This window comes from Bradyrhizobium sp., assembly GCF_019244115.1.
Lineage (GTDB): Bacteria > Pseudomonadota > Alphaproteobacteria > Rhizobiales > Xanthobacteraceae > Bradyrhizobium.
Map to the genome: position 1 here is coordinate 1 of NZ_JAFATE010000088.1, position 23,482 is coordinate 23,482.

Here is a 23,482-nt window from a genome sequence, read left to right on the forward strand (position 1 = left end):
TATCGCACCGTGCTGGCAGACTGGCAGTCTCTCGAAGAGCTGTTTCGGGCGCACAAGATAGTCCCGATCACGCCTGCGGACCAGTTCGCCTAAGCCAAGTCGGTCCGCTTATGTGCCCAGGGCTGTCGAAATCCGGCGGTGCAGCAAGTCGGCAGCTATCTGGAGTACACCGGCCGTGGACATTGCCTTCGGGAAGGCAGCCCGTGGCCCGGAGGGCAATCAATTCCCTTCGCCGAGCGAACGTCTTCTCGCCGAAAAACCGGATCGAAAGGGGCGCTAAATATGGCGGAGCTTTCGGGTCGTCTTCGGTGATCACGCCCGACCGGCGAATCAGTTGAGGTTCGATCTCTCTTCGGGTGCGCGCGCCAGTTGCCGGAATGAAAAAGTTCGTGCTCGAAAAATCGAATTTCGCGAACGGATTCAATGCTGATTCCACTGTCCAGTCCCAGCAGCGAAAATATTTTCCTTCCGTTTTTCGGGAATTTGTGCTTGTGTAAGGCGTCCCGCCTCGGCGAGAGGGGCGTATGCGCTATCGTCACGACACGTGAGGCGGGATGCGATGGACGCGATGGTGTCAGCGCGCAATTCTTGCGCGGACGAGTGATGCCGTTGCGGACGAAGAAGTCGTGTGGTCCTGACACCCCGACGCTGGTGTCAAGTCGGCGAGAGATGATCTCGCTGACGATGGGGGCAACAAAGCCCGGTCCCCAGGGAGAGCACGAAGGACACCGTTAAAACCATCGCGCAGGGAAGGCCGGGTGTTCTCGGCCGAACCTGTGGTAACTGCCGCCTGCTTTTTGTTTTGCAGGCGGGCCACGGGCGCGGCGAGCGCCCGGCCTTCCCTGCGCCCTCTTTGATTTCGGAGGGTGCGAGACTGACGCACAACTCGGGCAAACAGGCCGCGAGAACGATTTTTTGTGTTTTGCGCCGTCATTGCGAGCGAAGCGAAGCAATCCAGACCTTCGCCGCGGCGGCAGTCTGGATTGCTTCGTCGCTTCGCTCCTCGCAATGACGACCGTCGTCGGGGGAATCGTAGGTGGGCTAAGCGAAGCGTGCCAACCATCTCTTCGCGAGCGTCACTCGCGATGGTGGGCACGCATCCGCCCGCGCTCTTCGAGCGCCGGCGGAGGCTTTGCCCACCCGACGGCTGCCGCGCCTCAGATTATTTCCCGCGTGCTCAACCAAATATCGGTTGCGGGGAGAGGCGGTCGCGGCGTTAGAATGAAGGTATTGGATGGTGGAACTCGCAATGAGTTCCCTTGGAAGAAATTCGCCGGCGGCTTTCGGGGATTTTTCGCAAGACAGGCCGCCGCGGCACAACAAGGACGAATGTCCGGGGAGCAGCGCATGTACCAGCACGACAACGTCAGGACGTCGCCCGATTTTCCGGTCCCCGACACCATGCGCGCCTGGGTGCTGGGCGATCCGGACCAGTTGATCCTGACGACGAAGCCCGTGCCCGTTCCGAAGCGCGCCGAGGTGCTGGTGCGCATCGATGCGGTGGCGATCTGTGCCACCGATCTCGAGATCATTTCGCACGGGCCGCCGGCGATGATCCAGGGCGGCTTGCCCTACAACAAGAATTTTACGCCGGGCCACGAATATATGGGCACCGTCGTCGCGCTGGGGCAGGGCGTCGACGAATATGCCATCGGCCAGCGCGTGACGGTGGAGATCCACGCCGGCTGCGGCCAGTGCAAGCGCTGCCGCCAGGGCATGTACACCTCCTGCCACAACTACGGCCAAAACTACGGCGAGGTCGACAAGGGCCATCGCGCCAACGGCTTTACCACCGACGGCGGCTTTGCCGAATATGCCGTCAACAACATCAACACGCTGGTGGCGATCTCGGACGAGATGTCGGACGAGGAGGCAACGCTGGTCGTCACCGCGGGCACCGCGATGTACGGCCTCACCGAGCTCGGCGGCCTCGTCGCAGGCGAAAGCGTCGTCGTCACCGGGCCCGGGCCGATCGGGCTGCTGGGCGTTGCAGTTGCCAAAGCGCTCGGCGCGCACCCGGTCATTCTCACCGGCACGCGCGACAACCGCCTGCGGATCGGCCGCGAGCTCGGCGCCGATTTCGTCGTCAACGCGCGGAACGAGAACCCAGTCGAAGCGGTGCGGCGGCTCAATGGCGGCAAGGGCGTCGACTATGTGATCGAGTGCTCGGGCGCGCCCAATGCGGTCAATGAGGCGGCGCGCATGGTCAACCGGGGCGGGCGCATCTGTCTGGCGGCCTTTCCGCACGAGCCGGCCGAGATCGATATCGCCCACCTCGTGCGCAACAACATCTATGTGTTCGGCATTCGCGGCGAAGGCCGCAGCGCGACGCATCGCGCCGAAGCCTTCATGGCGCAGAAGCGGTTCGATGCGACCAAGGTGCACACCCACACTTTTGCGCTGGAGGATCTGCGCGAGGCGCTGCGCTACGCCCGAGAGCGGGTCGACGACGCGATCAAGGTCGTGGTCAAGACGCGCGGTCACGTCGCGCTGAACCGCGTCGCCGCCGAGTAGGTCGGTCAGCTCAGCGATGCCGGAGAATTGCGCGATGACGGTGACGACTGCAGACCGCCCTGAAGCAACCGCAAGCCTCGTCGCGAAGGCGACGCCGATCTTCGCAAAACTCTATATTCAGGTGCTCATCGCGGTCGGGCTCGGCGCGCTGCTCGGCGCACTGGTGCCGAACTTTGCCCAGAACCTGAAACCGTTCGGTGACGCCTTCATCAGGGCGATCCGGGTCGTGATCGCGCCCATCATCTTCACGACCATCGTGGTCGGGATCGCGAAAATGGGCGATATCCGCCGTGTCGCCAATGTCGGCATCAAGGCGCTCATCTATTTCGAGGTCGCCTCCACGCTGGCGCTGATCTCAGGCATGATCGTCGGTAACGTCTGGAAGATCGGCAGCGGCATCAATGCCAATCCGGCGACTTTCGATCCCAAGATGGTCGAGACCTATGCGAAGAGCGCCAAGGCCGTCAACCTGACCGATTTCCTGCTCGCCATCATCCCGACTTCCTTCGCCGAGCCGTTCGTCAATGGCGACATCCTGCCGGTGCTGTTCATCGCCGTGCTGCTGGGCCTTGCGCTCAGCATCGCCGGCGAGCGCGGCAGACCGGTCGTGACGTTGCTCGATGCGGCCTCGGTCGGCCTGTTCGGCATGGTGCGGATCATCATGCTGGTTGCGCCGCTCGCAGCGCTTTGCGCAATGGCCTTCACCGTCGGCAAGTACGGCCTGAAGACGCTGGTCGATCTCGGCCAGCTCGTCGCGTCCATCTATCTGGTCAGCGTGCTGTTCGTTCTCATCGTCCTTGGCGGCTTCCTGCACCTCGCCGGCTTTCGCGTTCTAACAGTCCTCAACTATTTCAAGGACGAGATCCTGTTCGTGTTCGCCGCGACCTCGGCGGAGACCATGATGCCGCGATCGATCCAGAAGCTGGAGCAGGTCGGTGTCTCCAGGGAGGTGGTCGGCCTGGTCATGCCTGGAGGCTTCTCTTTCAACATGGACGGCACGGCGATCTACATGACCATGGCGGTGCTGTTCCTTGCCCATGCCTTCAACGTCGAGCTCTCGCTCTGGCAGCAGCTCACGGTCCTGTTCGTGATGCTGTTCACATCGAAGGGCGCGGCCGGCGTTACCGGCGGCGGCTTCGTCGCGCTGGCCGCGACGCTTCCGGTTCTGGACGCGGTTCCGATCGCGGGCCTGGCGCTGCTGCTGGCGGTCGATCGCTTCATGGCGGAGATCCGCGCCGCGACCAACCTGACGTCCAACATCATCGCAACTCTGGTCGTCGGCCGCTGGGCCGGGGCGGTCGACATGGTCAGGGCGAGGCGCGAGCTCGAGGCGGGGTTTGTCGAACCGTCGGCCCCTGCGGCATGACGACGCGCGTTTCATCCTTAACACCGGCACTCGGAGAGGAGGATTATTCTGCAAATGCCTCGCCGCGGACCGTTGATCGTCCAGAAACACACCGAGGCGCGTTTTTGAAACGTCGTTCCCGGACCGCGTGCGGCGCTCACACAACTGTTAGTATATTGTAACCGCCATCTCGACGCATGTTGGCGTCAGACCAACTTATGAAGACAGGGAGGCAGTGTCATGACGATGAGGCCGGATCCTACATTTCATGCTTCGCCAAAGCTTGCGATGGAAGCGCCGCCGGAGAACTTTGCCTATACCTTGCTGCTCTCGCCGGATTTTTCCAAGCCCGACGCACTCGCCGTGATCGACGTCAATAAGGACTCGGCGAGCTACGGCCAGATTGTGCATACCATCACGATGCCGAACAAGGGCGACGAGTTTCACCACTTTGGCTGGAACGCCTGCTCGTCGGCGCTGTCCCCGCTCACCGGCCACGCTTTCGTCGAGCGGCGCTACCTCGTCATTCCCGGGCTGCGCTCGTCGCGCATCTATATCGTCGACACCAAGCCCGATCCGACCAAGGCGCGCATCCACAAGATCATCGAGCCCGAGGAGGTTTTCAAGAAGACCGGCTATTCACGGCCACACACCATCCACTGCGGGCCGGAGGGCATCTATGTCAGCACGCTGGGTGGCGGTGGCAAGGACGGCACCGACGGACCGCCCGGCGTCTTCATCATGGATTGCGAGACATTTGAGGTGCTCGGGCGCTGGGAGATCGATCGCGGTCCGCAGGACAAGCATTATGACTTCTGGTGGAATCTGCCGCGCGACTACATGGTGTCGAGCGAGTGGGCGGTGCCGCCGCAGTTCGAGAACGGCATCGTTCCCGAGGATCTGCTGTCGAACAAATACGGCCATCGCCTGCATTTCTGGGATCTGCGGGAACGGCGCCACGTCCAGACGCTCGATCTCGGCGCCAATCACCAGATGGCGCTGGAGGTACGGCCCGCGCATGATCCGGTCCGTGAATACGGCTTTGTCGGCGTGGTGGTGGATACCAACAATCTCGAGGGCTCGATCTGGACCTGGTGGCGGGAGGGCGGACAATTCCATGTCGAGAAGACCGCGACGATACCGGCCGAGCCCGCGCCGAAGGAAAAGCTTCCGCCACTGCTGCAGGGTTTTGGCGCGGTGCCGCCGCTCGTGACCGACATCGACCTGTCGATGGACGACCGCTTTCTCTACGTCTCCTGCTGGGGCACCGGCGAGATGCGCCAATATGATGTCAGCGAGCCGCGCAAGCCAAAACTTGCGGGGTCGGTGCATATCGGCGGTATTGCCCGCCGTACGCCGCACCCGAACGGCAAGGCGGTTGCAGGCGGTCCGCAGATGGTCGAGATCAGCCGCGACGGCAAGCGCGTCTACTGGACCAACTCGCTCTATTCGACCTGGGACGATCAGTTCTATCCGGATGGCGTTCCCGGCGTCGAGGTGATGGCCAAGGCCGGAGCGAATGGCGGGCTCGAACTCGCCAGCGATTACTTCGTGAGTTTCCCGGACGGCTATCGCGCGCATCAGATCCGGCTCGAGGGCGGCGATTGTTCGACCGATTCATTCTGCTATCCGTCGGTCTAAAGCCTTGAGCCCCGCCATGGGGACGATGGCGTGGCTCTGGCTCGCGGTGATCGCGAGCGGTCTCTATCACGGAATCAATCCGGGAATGGGCTGGCCGCTCGCGGTGTCCTCGGGGTTGATGGAGAAGTCCCCGCGCGCGCTGTTCGGCGCGCTCGGCATCTTGGCGATCGGTCACCTCGCGGCAACGCTCCTGATGCTGTTGCCGTTCGCGCTGCTGGTCGCGGTTGCGGAATGGCGGCGTCCGATTCAGGCCGCGGCCGCTCTGATCGTGATCGGCTTCGGCCTGTTCCGCGTGTTGAACCCGCGGCATCCGCGGGCGCTCGCAAAAATCCCGCCGACGCAATTGGGATTTTGGTCGTTCGCGGTCGCCATCGCGCATGGCGCCGGGCTGATGCTCGTGCCGATCTATCTCGGACTTTGCCAGGCCTCCGATCTCGACCGTTCTCATCCGGCCGCGTCCACACTCGCCAGCGCGAATCTCGGCATTGCGCTCCTGGTCGCGCTGGTTCACGTCGCGGCCATGATCGTGGCGGGCGGCAGTCTGGCCTGGGCGGTGTATCGCTATCTCGGCGTGAGGTTCGTGTCGAAAAGCTGGTTCAACCTGGACAAGGTATGGGCGATCAGCCTCGTTCTGGTCGGCGGCATCGCGCTCGCCTTCAATCTCGTGGATCCCATGTGAGCGTGCTTTGCAGGAGGCCCGGGGACAGGCGTCAATGCGCTAGCCCGGCAGCATCCGCTGCAGCACGCGGTCGCGATAGACGAAGCGATGCACCAGCACGGATGCGATATGCGCGACCACCACGATCAGGAGCGCCCATTCGAGCGCCTGATGCCAGCCATCGATCACCTTGATCGCCGGGCGGCTCGCGCCGGCCAGCATCGGCAGCGTCATAATATTGAAAAAGGAGATCGACCAGCCGCGGAACGAGGCAAACAGCCAGCCGGTCAGCGTGGTGGCGAGCACGAGCACATAGAGCAGCCAGTGCGTTGCCTCCGAGCTTAACTGCTGCCAGCGCGGCAGCGAACCGTCGGGCGCGACCGGATGCGTCAGCCGCCAGACCAGCCTTGCGACGATCAATGCGAGGATGACGATGCCGATGGAAATATGCAGCGCCATCGGCGCGCCTGGCTGCATGTCGCGATGAATGTCGGGCATCAGCCAGCCGACGGGATATTGCACGGCGAGCAGCGCCACGATCATCCAGTGAAAGATCTTTGCCGTCGTGCCGTACTGCGCAGCTGACTGAAGACTTGATCCCATCGCTCCATCCTGTCGAAACTGGGCTCCAGACTTTGCGCGCAATTGTGTCATCGGATTGACCGGAGTACGACCGGCCGCTTCGCTGGCGCGCGCTTCGAGATCGGTTTGCCAACGCGTGTCGGACGGTCGGGCCAGCGCGACCTGCGTCATAATTCGGCCCGCCGCGGCTGCAACGAGTAGATGTGGGAGAACGGGACGAACCACCCCCTGTCAGAACTTCATGGTAACGCGTAGGAGGCGATGACATGTCGTGGCACAACACCGCAGCCGCGGTGACGCTGATCTTGGCACCGATGTTCGCGGCCGGTACGGATGCAATCGCTGCGCCCATCGTGACGTCCTCCAGCAGCAGCGATGCGGCCTGGCTTGCGACCCAACTGCACCAGATGCATTTTTCTACTCGCTCGCAGCAGGAGCCCCTCGATTCCTACGACCGCGCCGATGCGACCGCGGTCGGCGATGGTCCGCACGTCATCGGCTTCCATGCGGCAGGCTCGGCCGGCGCGTCCGGAGTAGTGCCGGCCGCGCAGCGCTATCGCGGCACCAATCCGACCGGGCTCAAAATCCCCTGGTGCGCGGTTTTCGCCAACATGATTTTGAGGCGTGCGGGATTCAGCGGCACCGGCTCGGCGGCAGCGCGCTCATTCGCGCAATATGGCCGGCCGGCGTCCGGGCCGGCGCCCGGCGTCATCGCCGTGTGGCCGCATCATGTCGGATTTGTCGTCGGCTCCGCGGGCCCCGGCCGGATTCGCGTCGTCAGCGGCAACCACAATCATCGCGTCGATGAGAGCATCTATGCGACGCGCAGCGTGATGGCGTTTCGCTATCCAGTGAGGTCCTGAGGCTGAAGCTGCCGGCCAGCGCCGGCGGCAGAAGGAGCGCACCTCCCGTACGGCTCCGATCGAACCACATCTCATCACGCGCTAGCATCGCTCGTCTTGCTGGGCGAACCTCGCCGGGACATGCTCCGAAAGTCGCGGATCTATTCGCGCCACATCAATATTGCACGCGCGCGCCGACCGTGACGACCGTCGCGTCGAGGTTGTTCTCCTTGACGTTCGATCTCGTCATCTCCTGCCGCAGATGGGCCTGCAGCTGCAGCAGTCGAGACACCTTGTACAGCATGCCGAAGTCGACGAAGTACCGGTTGTCGACCCGCCCCTGCGCCGAGCCGACGAACACGTCGGCGCCATAGCCGGTCATCAGCGTGCCGACCAGCCATGGCTCGAACTGGTGATCGTATTCCAGCGTGATGTCGCGCTTGAGCACGCCGGAGATGCCGGCCTCGGCGATCTCCGCGACCTGCGACTTTGCACCGAACTGCAGCGTGTTCTCGGGGTTGATCTGGTACATCAGATTGGCATCGGCGATGAAGCCGCTGACCGGCTTCAGCATCGCATCCTGATATTGCCGCACCAGATAGCCGATCGCGGCATCGCCGGTCAGCTTGTCGGTGAGCGCGAAAGTGACGCCGCCTTCCACGGCCGTTCCCGTCGAGTCGCGACGGAAGCCCAGCATGTCCACCGGCATTTCGTGCATGCGCCGGTCGACCGCGACGTCGATGAAGGGATGATACTGGTCGTTCAAGGCATAGCTGACGCGGCTCTGCACCGCGTACTGGTTGAAGTTGCGGTCCTGGTTGGAAAGGATCTGGCCGTCGGTCAGCCCGACGTTCTGGAATTGCACGTGATCGACCGCTCCCTTGACCGATACCTCGAAGGGATCGAATTTCTGGGTGACGCCGGCGCTGGCGCCGACGGTCGACACCAGCGGAATCTTGGTGAAGCGGCCGGTGAATCGCGCAGTGCCGGGATCATCGGCATCGAGCATGAAATGGCCTTCGCCGTTCAGCGCGGTGGTGTCGGCGAGGTCATAACGACCGTTGATATGGGCATCGACGGTCGGGTGGCTGATCAGGTTGGCCTGGGTGTCATCGACATAGGCGGCGCGGACGTCGGCATTGAGCTGGTGCTTGTCGAATTGCGAGCGCACCGACACGACCGGCGCGATGACCACGACCGGCGAGCCCTTGCCGCCGGGCACCCGCCCGGGATTGCTGTCATAGCCCGTCGTCAGTTCGACGGCCGGCTTGACCACGAAATTGCCGACCGTGAAGCCGGTCGGCTCAAACGGATCCATCGGCATTGCCGGCGGCGTCATTGGCTTGTCGGCGGCGACCGGCGGAATCGGCTGCGCATCCCTGGGCGAAATGCGCGGCAGGTTTCGCGGCAGCACCTGGCGCGTTGCCGGCGGCGGGCTCACCGCGAAGGCGAGCGCCTGCATGCATCGGTCCTTCGCGTTGTCAGCATCGCGACCGTTGCGATTGAGACCGCACGAGCCACCCAAAAGGCCCGCCGTCGGTGCGCCGAAGAATCCGTCAGGGTCGGGGCGCGGCGCAGTGCCGCGAAAATGCGTGGCGCCATAGAGCGCATCCAGGCCGGCGGTTTGACGAAACCCCGCCGATATTCTGGGTCCGCCATCAGGGTTGGGCTGGAACAACGGATTCGGTGCCGCTGGCGCAGCAGCAGCATTCGCCGGCCGCGACGGCGTGCGGTCAACTGCAACGGGCCGTGGTGGGCGCGGGCGATCCTCGGTCTGCGCACGAATGGTGGTCGGCGGTGCGCCGGTGGCAGGCGCCGCGTTGCCGGTCGCCGGCGCGTTTGCTGCAGGCGTTGCGACCTGCGGGACGACAACCGGACCGCCGTTTGCACTGCGCGCAACCGGCTGCTGCGCGCGCCGCGCAGACGGAATCACGATCGGTCCGCCTGTCTCGGTTGCTGCCTGGCCAGTATCCGCGTTGCTTTGCGCCAGGCTGCGCGAGATTGGAACCACAAGGAACAGCAGCACAGTGGCGAGCGTCCGCGTCACGCGGGGCGTGCGAAGCAACAGGCGATCGCCGCCGACTCCCCCGCGTGGAATCATGTCCCCCCAAGTCTCCAGTACGCATCCCCACGCGTCCTGCTCGACGCAGAAATGAAGTGACACATCAGGGCGGCGGAAGTCGGAGAGAGTTGTGATTTCCTGAGATCAATGATGGCTACTTGTTGATTCATTGGGGCAGGGTTGCGAACGGCGCAACAACAACCAAGCCGGTACGGCAAGGAGTCGCAGTTCCAATCGCGATTGGAGACTTGCGCGCGCGGAGCGATGCAGCATTGATCCATGGAACCAAGCGTCCCGCGCCACCTTCGCGGCGCATGCCGATGGCTGCGGCCAAAGCCCTTCTCATCATGTCGCGGCAGATGCGATCGGCGCTGCTCGACATGACCATGGCGACGATGGACGCGGTGGCCGGCGCGACGATCGCGATGTGGTGCAGAAGGATTGTCGATACGATGGCGGCAATGCACGCAGCGTCTGAGATGACGCGGTCGAGACCGGCACGATCGGCAGCCCGCTCGAAAGCGGCGCGCACCGTGCGACGAAACCTGCGGGACCGTCGCGATGCTCTCGGGAGGAAGTTTTGGCAGGTAGTTTGGCATCAAGCCGCGGGTCGCCGGCGGCGGACTGACGATATAGGCCAGCCCGGGAATTTCCTGCGTCTCCGCTGCGGACAGCGCATTCGTGGTGACGGAGAGCGCGAGGCCGAACATCCAGATCGAACGCAGCACACCAAGCATCGCGTCACAGCAGGTGAAACGCCCGCTTGGGGACATGCGCCCTCCGGTCTTCGTCACTCGTCGCCAGGACAGTATTCGGGATTGTTTTGCGCGATGCCGTTGCATCGGTGGTCACGCCGCTTGCGAGACATATCCTCTCTAACAATCTTGACTTGCGGCGGTCCTCGCGGCATGTCCGGACGATGGTACGTCGTCCGGACGCTACGACGATCAGCTGACTTCGGGCCGGCACGCCGAACGGGTGCCGGCCCTATGACGGATTATTCGACGACGAGGGTACCCTTGGTGTCCTGATGGAGGTCGTCGAAGAACACGTAGCGGCCGGGTTTTTGCGGCTTGACCTTGACCGTGATCTCGGCGTTCGGCTTGACCACCTGCTCGAATTGCAGCGGCTCGCTCTCGAACTCCACCGGATCCGCGCCGAGGTTCTTGACCTTGAACACGATTGCGGACCCGGCGGTGGCCTTGAACTCGGCAGGCGAGAACTGGTGGTCCTTCACCGATACCTCGAAGGTCGAGTCGCCGGCGCGCACCGACGGTGCGGCGAGCACGAACGATCCTGCGATCGCAACGGCAATGGCTGCTTTCCTTGTTATCATTGTTAGACTTCCTTCTTGTTTTCCTTTGGGATGAAATCAGCTGGCCTTGCTCATGATCTTGACCAGGACGGCGTCGGCGGGAGTGTCGTCCGGCACCAGCGTGGCGGCCGTGGCGCGCTGTGGCCGCGCCTGCTGCGCCACCGCGGCAACGCTTGCACGGCCGACCATGATGTGGGCGGTGATCACGGCTGGTACAGCGAGCCCGAAGGCGATGTGGATCGTGCTGAGCCAGGGCCTGAGCGCCTCGGATCCCATGTAGTACAGCCCGAACGCGGTCGCGATCAGCAGGCCATACATCGCAATGCTGACGACGCCGGTCGCGCGGTTCTTCTTGGCGCGCCAGGCGCGCTGAACGTGCATGGGACCAAGCGCGCCCAGAAGCATCAGCGTGATCATGGCCGCGCCGCCATGCATGCTCAGCAGAAATGCGGCGGCCTGTTGCCACATCTCGGTGTCCGTCTCGGTGTTGTTCTTCATCTGGTCGGCGTAGATCCACGCCGCCCCGCTGACGAACAGCAGCGCGAAGATTCCATAGAGGGCGAAGCGAAACGCGTTTTTAAGCCGCATGTTGTAGAACTCCCTGCCAGTCCGATGTCGTGTGGATGTCGCCGTCGCTCGAGACGAAAATCGCGCTGGCCTGATAGCGGGCCAGCGCAGCCGCGGCCCGCTTGCCCGCAACCATGACAACCTTAGTCAGCGCGTCGGCGACCATGCATTTATCGGCGCAGACGGTCGCGCCATGAGCCGCCCGAGCCGGCATCTGGGTCGTGGGTTCGATCACCGCGGTCTCCGTCGTCTCGGCGGAGCGAAATGGATCGAAGCGCCGTGCGGAGGAGGCCAGCGCGCGATCGCGGACCTCGGCCTGGCACAGCAGCCTGTCCGGCGATCGCGGATCGCGAATGTGCACGATGCGCGCCTCGGGGCCGAACGCGGCCAGATCGCCGCCCGCATTCACCATCGCCGAGCGCGCGCCGCAGTCCTGCAACGCCGCGATGGCGCGGTCCACCGCGAACCCCTTGGCGATGCCACCGAGATCGATCAGGACCGAAGGGTGGCTGAAACGGACCCGTTGGTCCGCGAGCAACTCGATCGCATCCACGGCCGGGATGTCGGCCGCCGATGAGGTGGCATCCGAGACGCCGGGCAGCTGCCCCAGGCGCTGCAGCGCAGGAGCGACGGTGATGTCGAACGCGCCGTCGGTGTGACGATTGATCTGAAGCGCCATCTCCAGCACGGCGTAGGTCCAGGGATGTACCGGCACGGCGCCGCTCGAGGCCGTGCGGTTCAGCCGCGACAGGTCGCTGTCGGCGTCGTGAAAGCTCATCAGGCGATGCACGTCGGCCACGGCGGAGAACGCCGCCTCGACGGCACGCTCGGCGCACGACCTGCTTGCGGCAGTGACGTCGATCTCCACGAACGTACCTAGCAGCGCCTGGGCTCGCCGGAGGCTAGCGGAAGTGGCTGGCATGATATGACAGCACCTTCTTCACGCCCTCGGCCAAATGGGTCGACGACAATGTCGCGCCGGAGATGTTGCGGATGTCGGAGTTGACGCGAACCTCGTTCGAGTTGCTCTTGCCGACGAACTGCGCGAGCCAGCTCGGGTCGTGCACCTCGCCGCCGTAGGATTCTCGATAGTTCAGGATATCGACGCGACGGACGCGGCCGTCGGCTCCGATGGCGACGGTGTAGTCGATCAAGAGATGCTTGCCGACGACGTGATCGTAGTAGAAGTAACCGCCGCTGCTCGCTTTCCAGACGCGGCCAGCCTGGACCTCGGCGAAGCTCGCGCCCGGAAAGGCGGTCTTCTGAGCTTCCTCGACACTCATGTACTGAATGGCGTGGGCCGGCGCGGCGATCGACATGACGGCCGCAACGGGTGCCGTCCATTTCAGCCAATCGCTCATCGTGCCCACCTCAAATCTCTAAGCATTGTTACGCCCTCCGTTATCGGTCGGATCTTCCGTCGTATCAGGCGTGAGGCGATCTCAAGCTGCTCCCCTTGAAGCGAGACACTTCAGCAGCTTTCGCATTCACTCCAAACGTTCCGATCCTAACTTCAAAATTAATTAGCTTTCCGATTGCGGCGAATTGCTGAGTCGATCTTGGCGATTTGCCGGTGTGGCTGAGGAATAACCATGTTGCTATCCGCTGCCGCATCGCAAAGGCGCCTCGCTGTGAGCGCGCGTTGTCGCGCCGTCGTGCCATGATGCTAAGTGCACGGCCGTTAAGCGAAATACGTCGAGTTGCGTGTTGCGGTGAGCGAACGGGAGCGAGCGCCGCGTGAAGCATGGCTGCGTCATTTCGGTCACGTGCGGCGATTTTCGTGACAGATTAGATCGATTCAATTGTCCGAGCCATTTTTCGAACAACACGGCCGACATGTGCCACGTTTTGGCGCTCGCGCGCCTTTTGCGCGGCCGTGAAGCGGCCTCGCCGCGGCGGCGGTGAGCAGTCGGCCTTGCGTACGCCGCGATTGAGAGAGCGAAAGCTGTGCTGCTCGCAACTGGGGGCCAAAAAAATGCCGCGGCTTTTCAGCCGCGGCATCGCGTTCCCGGCGTCTATCTCATGAATTGCCGCCGATCGGGGCGGGGACCACCTTGATCTTCGCCATCATGCCCCCGTCCTCGTGTTCGAGAATGTGGCAGTGATAGACGAACTCGCCGACCTGGGAGAACGGAATGTCGACCACCACCGTCTTCGAGGCGCACTGGCCGTTACGCCACTGGTCGATGGTGCAAACGCCGTTCTGATTGTTGGCCACGGTATCCGCCACGTCCGCGCTCGGCGTCGCGACGCCAAGCGGGATATTGTCCTGGAGCATGCCTGCACCGACCGAGGCGTTCAACGCGGGGGCAAGTGGCGAGTTCGCCGGCGCTTTTGCGTCGATGGTCCTGAACCGGGTCTGGTGCATGTGGAAATTGTGGTTTTCCGTCGAGAGCTGCACCAGTTCCCAGGTCTCGTGAACCGGCTTTTGTCCGGCAGCGAGCGGCAGGCAGACGATGCTCTGGGAGGGGTCGAACTGCGTGACCGGAATCTGCGTTCCCTGGACCACGTTGCCGTTCTGGTCGACCTCCTCGTAGCCGAGCCCGAACGTGTTGTTGACGGTGACGTCCGAGAAACCGAAGAAGATCCGTCGGCGGTGCCCTGCGGCCAGGGGAGCGCATCCCGCAGGCAATGGCGCGGCGCTGGCATAGGGCACTTTCGCATCCAGGATGCCCTGCGGCTGCATGGTCGCCAGCGCATCGCCCTTGACGTCCATGGCGTAGCTGATGTGGTTGCGCGGACCGAACTGGTTGAAGTGCACCTTGGCGAGATCGACCGCGGGCCACTGATCGCCGCTGCCCATCGTCAGCCCGACCATCTTGAACGTCGCGGACGCCAGGGTTTTTGGCGTGACGATGGCACCGGTCGCCGGATCGCGGTAGGTGACATAGACCTCGGCGCGCGAACTCGGCATCATCACCATTTCGGTGACGCAAACCGGCTTGGAATGGAAACCCGCAGCAGGCGCTGGCGGACAGGCCACGACCCGAAAGCGCGCACCACCGAGATGCACCATGGTGTCCATGGTGGTGTCCTGCGGCAGGTTAACGCTGACGCCGTCGACCGAGACGAGCTGCATGATCATCGGCTTCTGGGCCGTGTCGTCGTTCAGCTGCAGATGGTAGGACAGGCTGCCGGAGGCGTTGGTCAGCCGCCAGACCTCGCCGTCGGGGTCGCTCATGTTGATGCTCGGAAACGTCCGACCGTTGACCGTGAAGAACCATTTTCCGCCGGCCCAATTCGAGCCGCCATCGGCCGTGCCATCCACGCCCGGGCATGACCCCTGACGCACTTCCGAGCCGTCAGCCGGGAATTGATCGCAGAAGGCCGGATCTTCCTGGTTGATGATTTCGCCCGGCTGGACCGTCACCGGACCGCCGCCCAAATCTGCTGTGCCGCCGGCCGCGACCTGCATGTCCTTCAGAATCAGATGGCGGACGCTCGCATCCGGGAACGGCGTGTCCCTGGCGTCGCCATGGGCGTAGTCCGAGACCTCGCCGACCGAGATGATGCCCGCCAGGCCCTCGGAGACCTGATTGAGCGAAATGCCATGGATGTGCGGATGAAACCAGAACTGGCCCGACGGATGGTTTTTCGGAACGTCGATCCGGAAGTCCGCATAGTCCATCTTGTTCTGGCCGTGCTGATGGGTCGTCTGCGGCACCGGCATGCCATTGGCGGAGTTGTAGACGTTCACGAAGACGTAGTCGCCAAAAGTCTGGTCCGTCAGCGTCGGTGCGCGCGGTTCGACGATCATGCCATGGGTGTGCAGGTTGGTCGGATTGCGAAACAGATTGGCCTGGCCGGGATCGGTGTTGTGCTTGACTTTGGCGGGATCGAGCTGCGGCAGCTGGTTCACCAGGCGGATCTTCAGCGTGTCGCCCTTCTGCAGCGCCAGGCGCACGCCGCCATAGTCGGAAACCGTCGAGCCGGGCGGGCACTTGTTGCTGTTGGCGGGGCGCGGGCAGATTTCGTAGACCCAGCCGGTCGGATTCATGGGTGAGCCGCCTGGCGGCGTAAAGGTGATGGTCGACACCGGCTTGGAGCGGGCGATCATCAGGAGATCGAGCACGCCGTGCGAACTCGACAGGACCGTAGGCTCGACGAAACCAGCGGCGTGCGCGAGCGGCGCCGCGAAGGTCAAGCCGACCAGCACCGCGGCCGTCGATCTCAGTGATTGAATGAAGCGCTTATGCAGACGCCCGACTAACATGCCTGATCCCCATCTGGCTCGAGATACACTCGGAACGAAACGATGAAAGTGGACTTGGCGCACAGGCCGAGATCGAACGAGTCGTCCGCGACTCACCAGCTTCAACTTGCGCGTTCGCACCCTCAGGCTTCGTCGCTATGGACGTCGCATGGCTCCTTTGTGACCGTTTTTTTCGTTTTGTGAGAAACGCAGTTCGACCCTTAAGAATAGGTCTAAGAACGCTGCCGGTGGATGCAGCGCGAGCGCGATGAAGAGAGCCGACACGAAAACGACAACCATCTCTCATAAATAAGACGCCAAGGCGCTCTCATGACTATCGCGGTTCGGCGCCGCGATGCGCGGCCGTTGTTCGATCTGATGGTGGCTCTGGAAAGGTTTTGGGATGCTGCTCGCTGCTGCTGTTCTCGCGTGGGTCTGCAACGTCACGGGCGTCTCCTGCACGGCGACGCCGGATGCAGCGACCATTCAAGCGGCCTACGAGCAGGAAGCGCCGTCCTCAGGCGTGCGCCATGACAAGGGCCTCAAGATCGTCGATGCGTCATGCGACCACGGCGACGAGAACGGACGTTTCCTGTGTCAGGTCTCGTTCGTGTCGGAGGACGATCCGGACAAGCGGCTGTATTTCGATATCGTCGCCGCCGCCCATACGGACAAGGGCTGGGTGCTCACGAGCGGACTGTGCAAGCGCTGACGCTTGATGAAGTTACTTGAGCCGTGACTGTTCACCTCCCCGCTTGCGGGGAGAGGGAGCGCCCCTGCGATGCGGCTTCGATCGAACCCGCTTTAGCTCACAACTGGTGGCGTCCGCCCCGTTGCCGGACCGGCATCCGCAGCGCCTTGGATTCGGGCGACAGGAAGGGCGCCGCCTGGGCCGCTGCCGGCGGCGTCACGGTGACGGGCGGGAGCTGCGCGAGGCCGGTACCGGCGGCAATCGTCGGATTGCTCGAGGGCGGCGGAAACGCGAGCACGGCGACGTCCTCGCCCTTTTGCAGCGTGACCGATCTCGATTCGATCTGACGCAGCATCCAGCCCTGATAGTCGGCGCCCATCCTGAGGCGGAGCGGGGCCCTGGTGTTCTGATCGAGGAAGATCGCAAAGCCGTCGTCGCCATTCACGATGGTTCCGACCAGCGAAAGCTGCGGGCGTTCCGGCGATTTCGGCGCATGCACTGGCGGCGCAACCGCGACCGCAGGTGGGGCCGCGTTTGTCGGCGGCGGACGGCGCGAGGCTGAGAAAAGCGGGCGATCCCGTGTCGCCGACAGCAGCTTGAGCGGAATGCCCCACAGCGGATTGCCGCTTCGCGCGGTTTGCGCCGCGAGCGAGGCCTGCGGCTCGTCGGCCGCGGCGTCGCGACCCGCCGGATCGGCGACGCCGAACGCCGACGCCGTTGCGACGAGCCAGAAACAACCGACCACAAGAGTCCTTGCGATGCTGCTCATTGCGGGCTCTGCCATTGTCCGGAAACCGAAATCAGCACATGCAGCTTCCCGTCAGACGCCGCTGCAGGCGAGGGGCCCTGGATGACCAGTTCGTCGACGAACAGGAACGGCATTCCCGCCTCCAGGTCGTAGACGATCTGCTGCAATTCCGGCTGCTCCAGATCGAAATTCGCCGTCACGCTGACGAAGCCGTCCTTGGCCTCCGTGCCCTGCAGATCGGGCTGCGACGACGACACGCTTCCACCATGACGGTTGACCACGCCGACCACGCGCTGCAGCAAGGCGGCGCCGGCGACCGTGACGGTCGGTCCTTCGAGGAAGGCCGATCCGGTTATGGCGGCGTCCGCGGCGGCTTCCGGATGCGCGGCCGCCGGGCCCCGCGCGTCCAGTTGACGAAGCGTTTCGCCGAGCTGCTCCAACGCCATGCGCTGATCGAGTACGCCCTTCAGCGGCAGCACGGTTGCGGCGATCAGCACGAGCAGCAGGCCGCCATAGACCAGAGCCGCGATCGCGGGCGGGGCGCTGCTACCGTTGACGAGTTTTGTGAAGTTCATGTGCCCAGTCCAAAATAGGGTTTGATGCCGGCCTCGATGTGAAAACGCTCGCCGGGATCGTCGGCCGAGCGGGTGGTCGGAGCAAAGAACGTCGCGTGCGTGAAGTGCGGAGACTGCTCGATCAGTTTGACCAAAGACGGCGCATCCTGGGTGATGCCGGTGATCTGCAGCTTGTCCTTTTCGATCCGCAGCTCGGTGACATAGGTGTTGTCGGGAAGAAGCTGTGACAGCGCTTCCAGCACCATGACGTCCGCGTGCGTTTCGTGCTTGCGCCGCGCCAGAACGCCGAGCGCCGAGCTGTCGGATGCCGCCAGATTGAGGCGTAGCGCCGCCCGCCGGTCCGCAATCTTGCGCGACAGCTGGAGCTGCTGCTCATCCATGGTGCCGCCGACGATGCTCGTCAGCGCAAGCGACAGCGTCGCCGAGACCATCGCGACCGCCAGCACCGCCGTCAGCGCGCGACGGAGGCGGCCGACGTCGAGCGCGCCATGCAAATGCTGCTCGATCAGCCGCGTCCCGCGGGTGGTCACGGCCTGGTCGTCCATGGTCGCAATCGGGCCATCGGGCGCCGCGAACAGCACGATCGATCCGGCACTCCAGTCCTTCGCAAGCTGGATCAGCGGATCGATCTTCGCCCTGGGTGTCGCGATCACCGTCGTCTGGATGCGGTCGCCTGAGATCTCGACCGGCGCGGTCCAGCCGAACACCGCCTCGTTTGCCGACCACGGCGTCAGACGATCGATCTGTGAGCGGATCATGGCGTCGAGAAATTCGCTCGCGCGCCTCGGCAGCTCCAGCGGCCGCGACAGGAAGCGGTGCGACATCAGGACGACTTCGAGCCGGCAGCCGCGCAAGGCCGCGTTCCATTTTTGCGGAAGCGCCAGAAAGCCCGCCTCATCGTCCTTGAGCACGAAATGGCACTCGGGCGGGGCCGAACGCCCCGGCTTCGGCGTCATCCGCATGATGAACATGTTCCGATCGGTCTCGATCAGCTGGATCGGCGCCTTGATGCGGATGCGGCTCAGCGCCGCGACGATGGCGTCGGCGACCGAGCCGATCCATGCTGCGAACTCGCTCCGAATTCTCGCTGACATTGCCATCAATGAGCCTTTGCAGATTGCCTGCGCATCGCGGCCGCACCGCCATCGTCGCGCCAGAACAGGATTTTGTAGGGATCATCGCCGCCATCCAGCAAGATGATGACTTCCGCCGCGGCCTGACGGCCATTATCGAAGGCGATCATGGTTCGCACCCGCACCGAATCGCCCATCTCCACCGTCGCGCCGGCGCGTGCCGGCCCCAGCAGCGAGGCGACAGACCTGGCATCGCGGCGCAGGCTAGTGCGCTGTTCGAGGAAGGATTTCATGATGTCCGGCGTCATCCCCGGCAGCGAGGCCAGCACCTCGGGCGCCGCCTCCAGCGCGTTGATCTCGCGCCGGCCGCTATACACGGTGACGAACGGCATCGCCCTGTCAGCCAGGGCCGGCGGCAGATGCACTAGCAGCCGAAGCTCCTCGACGTTTGCGAACGGCGCGCCGCGGGGCATGTGGTCCGCACCGGCGGCGCGATAGAGCGAGCGCTCCGCTTCCGGTGCATCGTCGGACGGTGGCGTTCGCCAGCCGATGATCCGGACGGCGTATTCGACGGCATCGTCCGCGCGTGCGCCCAAAACCTGGAAGAAATTGGCGAGCATCTCCTTAGGTGCGTGATTGAGATCGATACGGGCTGCTTCCGACCGGAAGCTGACCGACACCCGCGCATGATCCAGGTGGAAGGAAAACGATCCGGAGGGCGGACGCTGCGGCTTGGTCTGCGACGTCAATTCATAGGCTGCCAGTTCCAGGCCGGCGGAGACCAGCGCTGCCGATCGCAGATGGTCTTCGTCGAGCGACAGCGCTTGTGCAGTGTTGACGAGGTAGACGGAGAGGATTCCGGCCATTCCCGCCAGTGCCAGCAGGATCCACAGCACCGGAACGATGATGAAGCCGCCTTCGGGATTTTCGCGCCTGTCATCGCCGCGCATGATCATTGTCCGGATGCCTCGCTGGATGCACGACGGATCGCGCCATCGACCGGCGGCGACGGCGCCGCGGCGCAATTGTTGTCCGCCGGGCTGCAGACACTGTCCGCGGGCGCCGAGACATGGATGACCGCAATTCGTGAGATCGGCAGCGTGCGTCCGGTGACGCTGTCCTGTAGCGTCAGCAGCACGGCCGACGGCAACGTTTCGGCATCGCGCCACGACGGCTTCCACATCCGGTCGGCGCCCGCATAGGAGAATGAAACGCGGTAGGGCGTGCGCAGCAGCACGACGGGATCCACAAAGTTCGGTGCCGCGGCCTCCGGCGCGAACGCCGCGCGCGTCCGCGTCAGGGTGACACCACCGCGATCGCCGCTCTCGGCGACGCGAATAAGGTCGAGGCCGCCGCCTGCATTCGGTCCGAGCGCGGCCCTGGTCAGCGTGATCGAGCGCTCCGATCCATCGAACAGGACGGTCTTGGTCTGACCATTCGGCCGGATGAATTCAGACGCCGCGATATCGGCGCTGATCCGATCCAGCGCAACGCTGACCAATTCACTGCGCTGAATCCGGTCGAGGCCGCGATTCCAGTTCGGCAGCCATTGCGAGGTGATCGCAACCAGCACGGAAATGATCAGCCCCATCAGCGCCATCGCCGCGAGAGTCTCGATCAGCGTGAAGCCCGATTGAGAGTTGTTGGTCACCACTGATCTCATTGCGCAGGCCTTCGAAACAGCCGGACCGTTTCCAGCTCGATCGCCGCGCCTGAGCTCGACCGAACCTTGAGCGTGATCTTTTGCGGTGTCCAGGCTACGTCGCCGGTCGGTGCGCCCAGATCGATCGCAAACGGCTCGGCTTCCGCGCGCCAGGCATGGGCCATCGACTCGCCGGACTGCACCGGGGAGTCGGGCGATAAACGCGACGGAAAGGCCAGCCATAGGGCGTTGTAGGCTGCCTGCACCAGCGCGACGTGCTGTTCGAGCTGCCGGCTGCCGCGCGCATTAGATCCCATCAGCGCACCGATGGCGAGCAGCGAGCAGGCCACGACCGCGAGCGCGACCAGCGTCTCGATCAGGCTGTAGCCGGCTGCGGCCCTATCGTTTGGAGCGACCAGCGTTCGGGACAATCTCGATCCTTCCAGTCAGCCAGTTGACGCGGATTTCATAACCTGCATCGAGATGGGTGAGCGTGATGACGCCGCCGCAGGACATTCCCGACGCGAAGAAGCTGATGGTTGCGAACGCGGGGCGGTTGTCGCAATTGCGCGGCAGCAGCGTTTCGAAGCGCACGTCCTCGGGGAAGCGGACAATCTCTCCGCTCGCGCCCGAGCGCACCGAACGGGCCGGTGCATCGACCCGCGTCTCCACCTCTGACCCGCGCCTGATCGCAGTGCTTCGATCGGCCTTGAGCAGCGCCGCGGTCTCGATCGCATAGGCTTCGAGGCGCGGCCGCGAGGTCTGCCGCGGCAGATTGGGCAGCAGCACGGTCGCCAGCAGACCGACGATCGCGAGCACGCACACCACCTCGAGCAGAGTGAAGCCGGTCTCGGATCCGCTGCAGCCGCGCATCGCTATTTGGCGCCAACAGTGGTTGCCGAGGAGATATCGGCCGCCAGATCCGTGCCGCCTTCCTGCCCGTCGGAGCCGTACGACACGATGTCGTACGGTGCGTGCTGACCGGGCGAGCGGTAGACGTAAGGGTTGTTCCAGGGATCGCTCGGGACGTTGCCGCCCTTCAGATACGGTCCGGCCCAGCCCGGTATGTTGGACGTCGGCCGCACCAGTGCGGCCAATCCTTCCGACGAGGTCGGATATCGTCCGGTGTCGAGATAGAACAGGTCGAGCGCGCTCGAAAAACTCTGGATCTGGATCTTTGCGGTCTTGACCCGGGATTCGCTCAAATAGTTCAGCACGCGCGGCCCGATCAGCCCCATGATCATTCCGATGATTGCGATGACGACCAGCATCTCGACCAGCGTGAAGCCGCGCTGGCGCTCATGGCTCTCGACATGCGCGCGCCGCGCCATGCCGCTGATCCCATGCATTTTCATTTCGCTATTCCCCTGTGCTAGCCGACGAGTTGGGTGACCGACAAAAGCGCGGTCATGACAGAGACGATGAGGCCTCCAACGACGGAACTGATCAGAATGATCGCGGCCGGTCCGACGATGCCGACGATGCGATCGAGGCTGCGCTGCAGCTTGGCCTCGTAGAATTCGGCGATACGGCCGGCCAGCACCGGCAACTGGCCGGTCTCCTCGCCGAGCCGGAGCATGCGGGTGGCCATCGCGGGAAGCGTGTTCGCCGCCGCCAGCGCCTCGGACAGCTTGCCGCCATGCCGGACGCGGTCGGCCGCCGCGCTCCAGGCCGGGCCGCCGCCCGTCACCGACATAATGTCGATCAGGATGCGTAGCGTCGCGGTCAGCGTCAGGCCGCTGCCAAGCAGGATCGCCAGATTGCGGCAAAACAGGCTGGTGCGATAAAATCGGAACACCGTCGAAATGCCCGGCAGGCGGGAAAGCTGCGATACGACGGCGGCGCGAAAGCTTGCACGCCGGAACAGCACGAGGCCGGCAGCAAGCACGGCAATGGCTGCCAGCGCCAGCGCCGTGGCATTGCCGCGCAGAAAGTCGGAGATGTCGAGGAAGGTGTTGATGGTGGCGTCGGTCTTGGCACCGAAGTCGCGCAGCACGGCCGAAAACTGCGGCAGCACGAAGATGAAGAAGAACAGCATCACGCAGCAGGCGGCGATCAGCACGAAAAGCGGGTACTGCATCGCATCGGTGAGCTTGCGACGCATGGCCTCCGCGCGCGCCCGCTCGGCGCCCAGCACCTCGAGCACGTGATCGAGTGTGCCCGAGACTTCGCCGACCTTGACCAGCGCGACATACATGGCCGGAAACAGCGCCGGATGACGCGCCAGCGCCTCGGCAAAACTCTCGCCGGCAAGGATGCCGGAGCGCAATTTGCCGACGGTCGGACGCAGCCGTCCGATGTCGGCGTCACCAGCCAGAAGTTCGAGCGAATCCTCCAGCCGCGCCCCGGCCTTCATCAAGAGCGCGAGGTCGCGCGTAAATGTCGTGACATCGCCCGCAGTCGGGCGGCCGAACAGCGAGAATGTCTCGCGCGAAACGGGACCCGCGGTCTTCTCCTCGACGGTCTCGATCGGCAGCAGGCGGAGATACTCGATCCGGTCGATCACCTCTTTCGCCGTCGCGGCCGAGATCGTCCCGTGCACGATGTCACCGGTCTGGGTCAGCGCGCGGTAGCGAAAATTGCTCACGATCTCACCGTACCGTGGTGACGCGAAGGACTTCAGCGACCGAGGTGGCTCCGGAGCGGCATTTGGCCATGCCGTCGTCGAGCATCGTCGTCATTCCCGTCTGGATCGCAACGCGATCAATCACCGCTGCGTCGGTCGTGCCCTGGATCAGCGAACGGGTCTCCGGGGTCAATTCCAGAACTTCGAAGATGCCGAGCCGGCCCCGATAGCCGGCGCCGCCGCAGCTTTCGCATCCTCTGGGTTCGTAGACCTCATCGCCGATGTCGAAGCCGACGGCGGCGTAGCGCGGATCGGCCGACATGTCGGCCCTGCCGAGCATCTTCTTCGACCTGCAGCGTTCGCACAGCCTGCGCACCAGGCGCTGGGCGATGACCGCGCGCAGCGTCGAGCGCAGCAGAAAATCCTCGACGCCGAGATCGAGCAGCCGCGGCACGGCGGCCGCGGCGTT

24 protein-coding genes are annotated in these 23,482 nt (G+C 64.0%); 6 read left to right on the top strand and 18 right to left on the bottom strand.

Annotation, left to right across the window (positions count from 1 at the left end; translation table 11 throughout):
- Nucleotides 1-1,347: 1,347 nt before the first annotated feature.
- From JOZ76_RS03995 to JOZ76_RS04010, 4 genes are all read left to right on the top strand, one after another.
- Complete coding sequence (locus tag JOZ76_RS03995) at nucleotides 1,348-2,514, top strand: zinc-dependent alcohol dehydrogenase (RefSeq protein ID WP_291697328.1); 1,167 nt, start codon at nucleotides 1,348-1,350, stop codon at nucleotides 2,512-2,514.
- A 34-nt stretch (nucleotides 2,515-2,548) separates the two neighbouring features.
- Complete coding sequence (gene dctA, locus JOZ76_RS04000; RefSeq protein WP_291697329.1) at nucleotides 2,549-3,880, top strand: C4-dicarboxylate transporter DctA; 1,332 nt, start codon at nucleotides 2,549-2,551, stop codon at nucleotides 3,878-3,880.
- A 219-nt stretch (nucleotides 3,881-4,099) separates the two neighbouring features.
- Nucleotides 4,100-5,500: a selenium-binding protein SBP56-related protein gene (locus JOZ76_RS04005; RefSeq protein ID WP_291697330.1), complete on the top strand. Its 1,401-nt coding sequence runs from the start codon at nucleotides 4,100-4,102 to the stop codon at nucleotides 5,498-5,500.
- A 25-nt stretch (nucleotides 5,501-5,525) separates the two neighbouring features.
- On the top strand, nucleotides 5,526-6,179 hold the full coding sequence (locus tag JOZ76_RS04010) for a hypothetical protein (protein ID WP_291697348.1): 654 nt from the start codon (nucleotides 5,526-5,528) through the stop codon (nucleotides 6,177-6,179).
- Between the two features lie 39 nt (nucleotides 6,180-6,218).
- On the opposite strand, the gene JOZ76_RS04015 is transcribed toward JOZ76_RS04010, so the two are convergent.
- Nucleotides 6,219-6,761: a cytochrome b gene (locus tag JOZ76_RS04015; RefSeq protein ID WP_291697331.1), complete on the bottom strand. Its 543-nt coding sequence runs from the start codon at nucleotides 6,759-6,761 to the stop codon at nucleotides 6,219-6,221.
- A 245-nt stretch (nucleotides 6,762-7,006) separates the two neighbouring features.
- Between JOZ76_RS04015 and JOZ76_RS04020 the strand changes: the two genes are divergently transcribed.
- Nucleotides 7,007-7,603: a TIGR02594 family protein gene (locus JOZ76_RS04020; protein WP_291697332.1), complete on the top strand. Its 597-nt coding sequence runs from the start codon at nucleotides 7,007-7,009 to the stop codon at nucleotides 7,601-7,603.
- Nucleotides 7,604-7,757: 154 nt separating this feature from the next.
- On the opposite strand, the gene JOZ76_RS04025 is transcribed toward JOZ76_RS04020, so the two are convergent.
- The 7 genes from JOZ76_RS04025 to JOZ76_RS04055 form a co-directional block, all read right to left on the bottom strand.
- Nucleotides 7,758-9,683, bottom strand: coding sequence for an outer membrane beta-barrel protein (locus JOZ76_RS04025; RefSeq protein ID WP_291697333.1), 1,926 nt, complete (start codon nucleotides 9,681-9,683; stop codon nucleotides 7,758-7,760).
- 127 nt (nucleotides 9,684-9,810) lie between these two features.
- On the bottom strand, nucleotides 9,811-10,176 hold the full coding sequence (locus tag JOZ76_RS04030; protein ID WP_291697334.1) for a hypothetical protein: 366 nt from the start codon (nucleotides 10,174-10,176) through the stop codon (nucleotides 9,811-9,813).
- A 465-nt stretch (nucleotides 10,177-10,641) separates the two neighbouring features.
- The gene (locus JOZ76_RS04035; RefSeq protein ID WP_291697335.1) at nucleotides 10,642-10,980 is read right to left on the bottom strand and encodes a cupredoxin domain-containing protein; all 339 of its coding nucleotides are present in this window, start codon (nucleotides 10,978-10,980) and stop codon (nucleotides 10,642-10,644) included.
- A gap of 36 nt (nucleotides 10,981-11,016) precedes the next feature.
- Nucleotides 11,017-11,547 (bottom strand): hypothetical protein, encoded by a 531-nt coding sequence (locus JOZ76_RS04040; RefSeq protein WP_291697336.1) that lies wholly within the window; start codon nucleotides 11,545-11,547, stop codon nucleotides 11,017-11,019.
- Complete coding sequence (locus JOZ76_RS04045) at nucleotides 11,537-12,448, bottom strand: FAD:protein FMN transferase (RefSeq protein WP_291697337.1); 912 nt, start codon at nucleotides 12,446-12,448, stop codon at nucleotides 11,537-11,539. The genes JOZ76_RS04040 and JOZ76_RS04045 overlap by 11 nt, the downstream gene beginning before the upstream one ends.
- Nucleotides 12,429-12,887, bottom strand: coding sequence for an FMN-binding protein (locus JOZ76_RS04050; RefSeq protein ID WP_291697338.1), 459 nt, complete (start codon nucleotides 12,885-12,887; stop codon nucleotides 12,429-12,431). The genes JOZ76_RS04045 and JOZ76_RS04050 overlap by 20 nt, the downstream gene beginning before the upstream one ends.
- A 659-nt stretch (nucleotides 12,888-13,546) precedes the next feature.
- Nucleotides 13,547-15,739: a multicopper oxidase domain-containing protein gene (locus tag JOZ76_RS04055; RefSeq protein WP_291697339.1), complete on the bottom strand. Its 2,193-nt coding sequence runs from the start codon at nucleotides 15,737-15,739 to the stop codon at nucleotides 13,547-13,549.
- Nucleotides 15,740-16,121: 382 nt separating this feature from the next.
- On the opposite strand from JOZ76_RS04055, the gene JOZ76_RS04060 reads away from it, so the two are divergent.
- The gene (locus tag JOZ76_RS04060; protein ID WP_291697340.1) at nucleotides 16,122-16,430 is read left to right on the top strand and encodes a hypothetical protein; all 309 of its coding nucleotides are present in this window, start codon (nucleotides 16,122-16,124) and stop codon (nucleotides 16,428-16,430) included.
- Between the two features lie 97 nt (nucleotides 16,431-16,527).
- Here the strand turns inward: JOZ76_RS04060 and JOZ76_RS04065 are convergent, their stop codons facing one another.
- The 10 genes from JOZ76_RS04065 to JOZ76_RS04110 form a co-directional block, all read right to left on the bottom strand.
- Nucleotides 16,528-17,178 carry a hypothetical protein gene (locus JOZ76_RS04065; RefSeq protein ID WP_291697341.1) on the bottom strand — a complete coding sequence of 217 codons (651 nt, stop codon included), beginning with the start codon at nucleotides 17,176-17,178 and terminating at the stop codon, nucleotides 16,528-16,530.
- Nucleotides 17,175-17,732 (bottom strand): type II secretion system protein GspM, encoded by a 558-nt coding sequence (gene gspM, locus JOZ76_RS04070; protein ID WP_291697342.1) that lies wholly within the window; start codon nucleotides 17,730-17,732, stop codon nucleotides 17,175-17,177. Before gspM ends, JOZ76_RS04065 begins: the two co-directional genes overlap by 4 nt.
- Nucleotides 17,729-18,826 carry a PilN domain-containing protein gene (locus JOZ76_RS04075; protein WP_366114012.1) on the bottom strand — a complete coding sequence of 366 codons (1,098 nt, stop codon included), beginning with the start codon at nucleotides 18,824-18,826 and terminating at the stop codon, nucleotides 17,729-17,731. The genes gspM and JOZ76_RS04075 overlap by 4 nt, the downstream gene beginning before the upstream one ends.
- 5 nt (nucleotides 18,827-18,831) lie before the next feature.
- The gene (locus JOZ76_RS04080) at nucleotides 18,832-19,755 is read right to left on the bottom strand and encodes a general secretion pathway protein GspK (protein WP_291697344.1); all 924 of its coding nucleotides are present in this window, start codon (nucleotides 19,753-19,755) and stop codon (nucleotides 18,832-18,834) included.
- A gap of 2 nt (nucleotides 19,756-19,757) precedes the next feature.
- Nucleotides 19,758-20,456: a PulJ/GspJ family protein gene (locus JOZ76_RS04085; RefSeq protein WP_366114010.1), complete on the bottom strand. Its 699-nt coding sequence runs from the start codon at nucleotides 20,454-20,456 to the stop codon at nucleotides 19,758-19,760.
- Between the two features lie 8 nt (nucleotides 20,457-20,464).
- Nucleotides 20,465-20,878, bottom strand: a complete 414-nt coding sequence (locus JOZ76_RS04090) for a type IV pilus modification PilV family protein (protein ID WP_291697345.1) — start codon at nucleotides 20,876-20,878, stop codon at nucleotides 20,465-20,467.
- Nucleotides 20,847-21,320: a GspH/FimT family pseudopilin gene (locus tag JOZ76_RS04095; protein ID WP_291697346.1), complete on the bottom strand. Its 474-nt coding sequence runs from the start codon at nucleotides 21,318-21,320 to the stop codon at nucleotides 20,847-20,849. Before JOZ76_RS04095 ends, JOZ76_RS04090 begins: the two co-directional genes overlap by 32 nt.
- 2 nt (nucleotides 21,321-21,322) lie before the next feature.
- Nucleotides 21,323-21,802, bottom strand: coding sequence for a type II secretion system major pseudopilin GspG (gspG, locus tag JOZ76_RS04100; protein ID WP_441299971.1), 480 nt, complete (start codon nucleotides 21,800-21,802; stop codon nucleotides 21,323-21,325).
- 17 nt (nucleotides 21,803-21,819) lie between these two features.
- A complete protein-coding gene (locus JOZ76_RS04105; protein ID WP_291697347.1) occupies nucleotides 21,820-23,034 on the bottom strand; it encodes a type II secretion system F family protein in 1,215 nt (404 codons plus the stop codon).
- Nucleotides 23,035-23,038: 4 nt separating this feature from the next.
- On the bottom strand, nucleotides 23,039-23,482 hold a 444-nt coding region (locus JOZ76_RS04110; RefSeq protein WP_441299972.1), incomplete at its 5' end, for an ATPase, T2SS/T4P/T4SS family.

Coding starts and splice junctions, on each gene's coding strand:
- JOZ76_RS04075 (WP_366114012.1), bottom strand. CDS start 18,826: ATGTCAGCGAGAATTCGGAGCGAGTTCGCAGCATGGATCGGCTCGGTC.
- JOZ76_RS04035 (WP_291697335.1), bottom strand. CDS start 10,980: ATGATAACAAGGAAAGCAGCCATTGCCGTTGCGATCGCAGGATCGTTC.
- JOZ76_RS04095 (WP_291697346.1), bottom strand. CDS start 21,320: ATGCGCGGCTGCAGCGGATCCGAGACCGGCTTCACTCTGCTCGAGGTG.
- JOZ76_RS04010 (WP_291697348.1), top strand. CDS start 5,526: ATGGCGTGGCTCTGGCTCGCGGTGATCGCGAGCGGTCTCTATCACGGA.
- gspM (WP_291697342.1), bottom strand. CDS start 17,732: ATGAACTTCACAAAACTCGTCAACGGTAGCAGCGCCCCGCCCGCGATC.
- JOZ76_RS04040 (WP_291697336.1), bottom strand. CDS start 11,547: ATGCGGCTTAAAAACGCGTTTCGCTTCGCCCTCTATGGAATCTTCGCG.
- JOZ76_RS04020 (WP_291697332.1), top strand. CDS start 7,007: ATGTCGTGGCACAACACCGCAGCCGCGGTGACGCTGATCTTGGCACCG.
- JOZ76_RS04055 (WP_291697339.1), bottom strand. CDS start 15,739: ATGTTAGTCGGGCGTCTGCATAAGCGCTTCATTCAATCACTGAGATCG.
- JOZ76_RS04025 (WP_291697333.1), bottom strand. CDS start 9,683: ATGATTCCACGCGGGGGAGTCGGCGGCGATCGCCTGTTGCTTCGCACG.
- JOZ76_RS04045 (WP_291697337.1), bottom strand. CDS start 12,448: ATGCCAGCCACTTCCGCTAGCCTCCGGCGAGCCCAGGCGCTGCTAGGT.
- JOZ76_RS04005 (WP_291697330.1), top strand. CDS start 4,100: ATGACGATGAGGCCGGATCCTACATTTCATGCTTCGCCAAAGCTTGCG.
- gspG (WP_441299971.1), bottom strand. CDS start 21,802: ATGAAAATGCATGGGATCAGCGGCATGGCGCGGCGCGCGCATGTCGAG.
- dctA (WP_291697329.1), top strand. CDS start 2,549: ATGACGGTGACGACTGCAGACCGCCCTGAAGCAACCGCAAGCCTCGTC.
- JOZ76_RS04065 (WP_291697341.1), bottom strand. CDS start 17,178: ATGAGCAGCATCGCAAGGACTCTTGTGGTCGGTTGTTTCTGGCTCGTC.
- JOZ76_RS04060 (WP_291697340.1), top strand. CDS start 16,122: ATGCTGCTCGCTGCTGCTGTTCTCGCGTGGGTCTGCAACGTCACGGGC.
- JOZ76_RS04080 (WP_291697344.1), bottom strand. CDS start 19,755: ATGCGCGGCGATGACAGGCGCGAAAATCCCGAAGGCGGCTTCATCATC.
- JOZ76_RS04015 (WP_291697331.1), bottom strand. CDS start 6,761: ATGGGATCAAGTCTTCAGTCAGCTGCGCAGTACGGCACGACGGCAAAG.
- JOZ76_RS04050 (WP_291697338.1), bottom strand. CDS start 12,887: ATGAGCGATTGGCTGAAATGGACGGCACCCGTTGCGGCCGTCATGTCG.
- JOZ76_RS03995 (WP_291697328.1), top strand. CDS start 1,348: ATGTACCAGCACGACAACGTCAGGACGTCGCCCGATTTTCCGGTCCCC.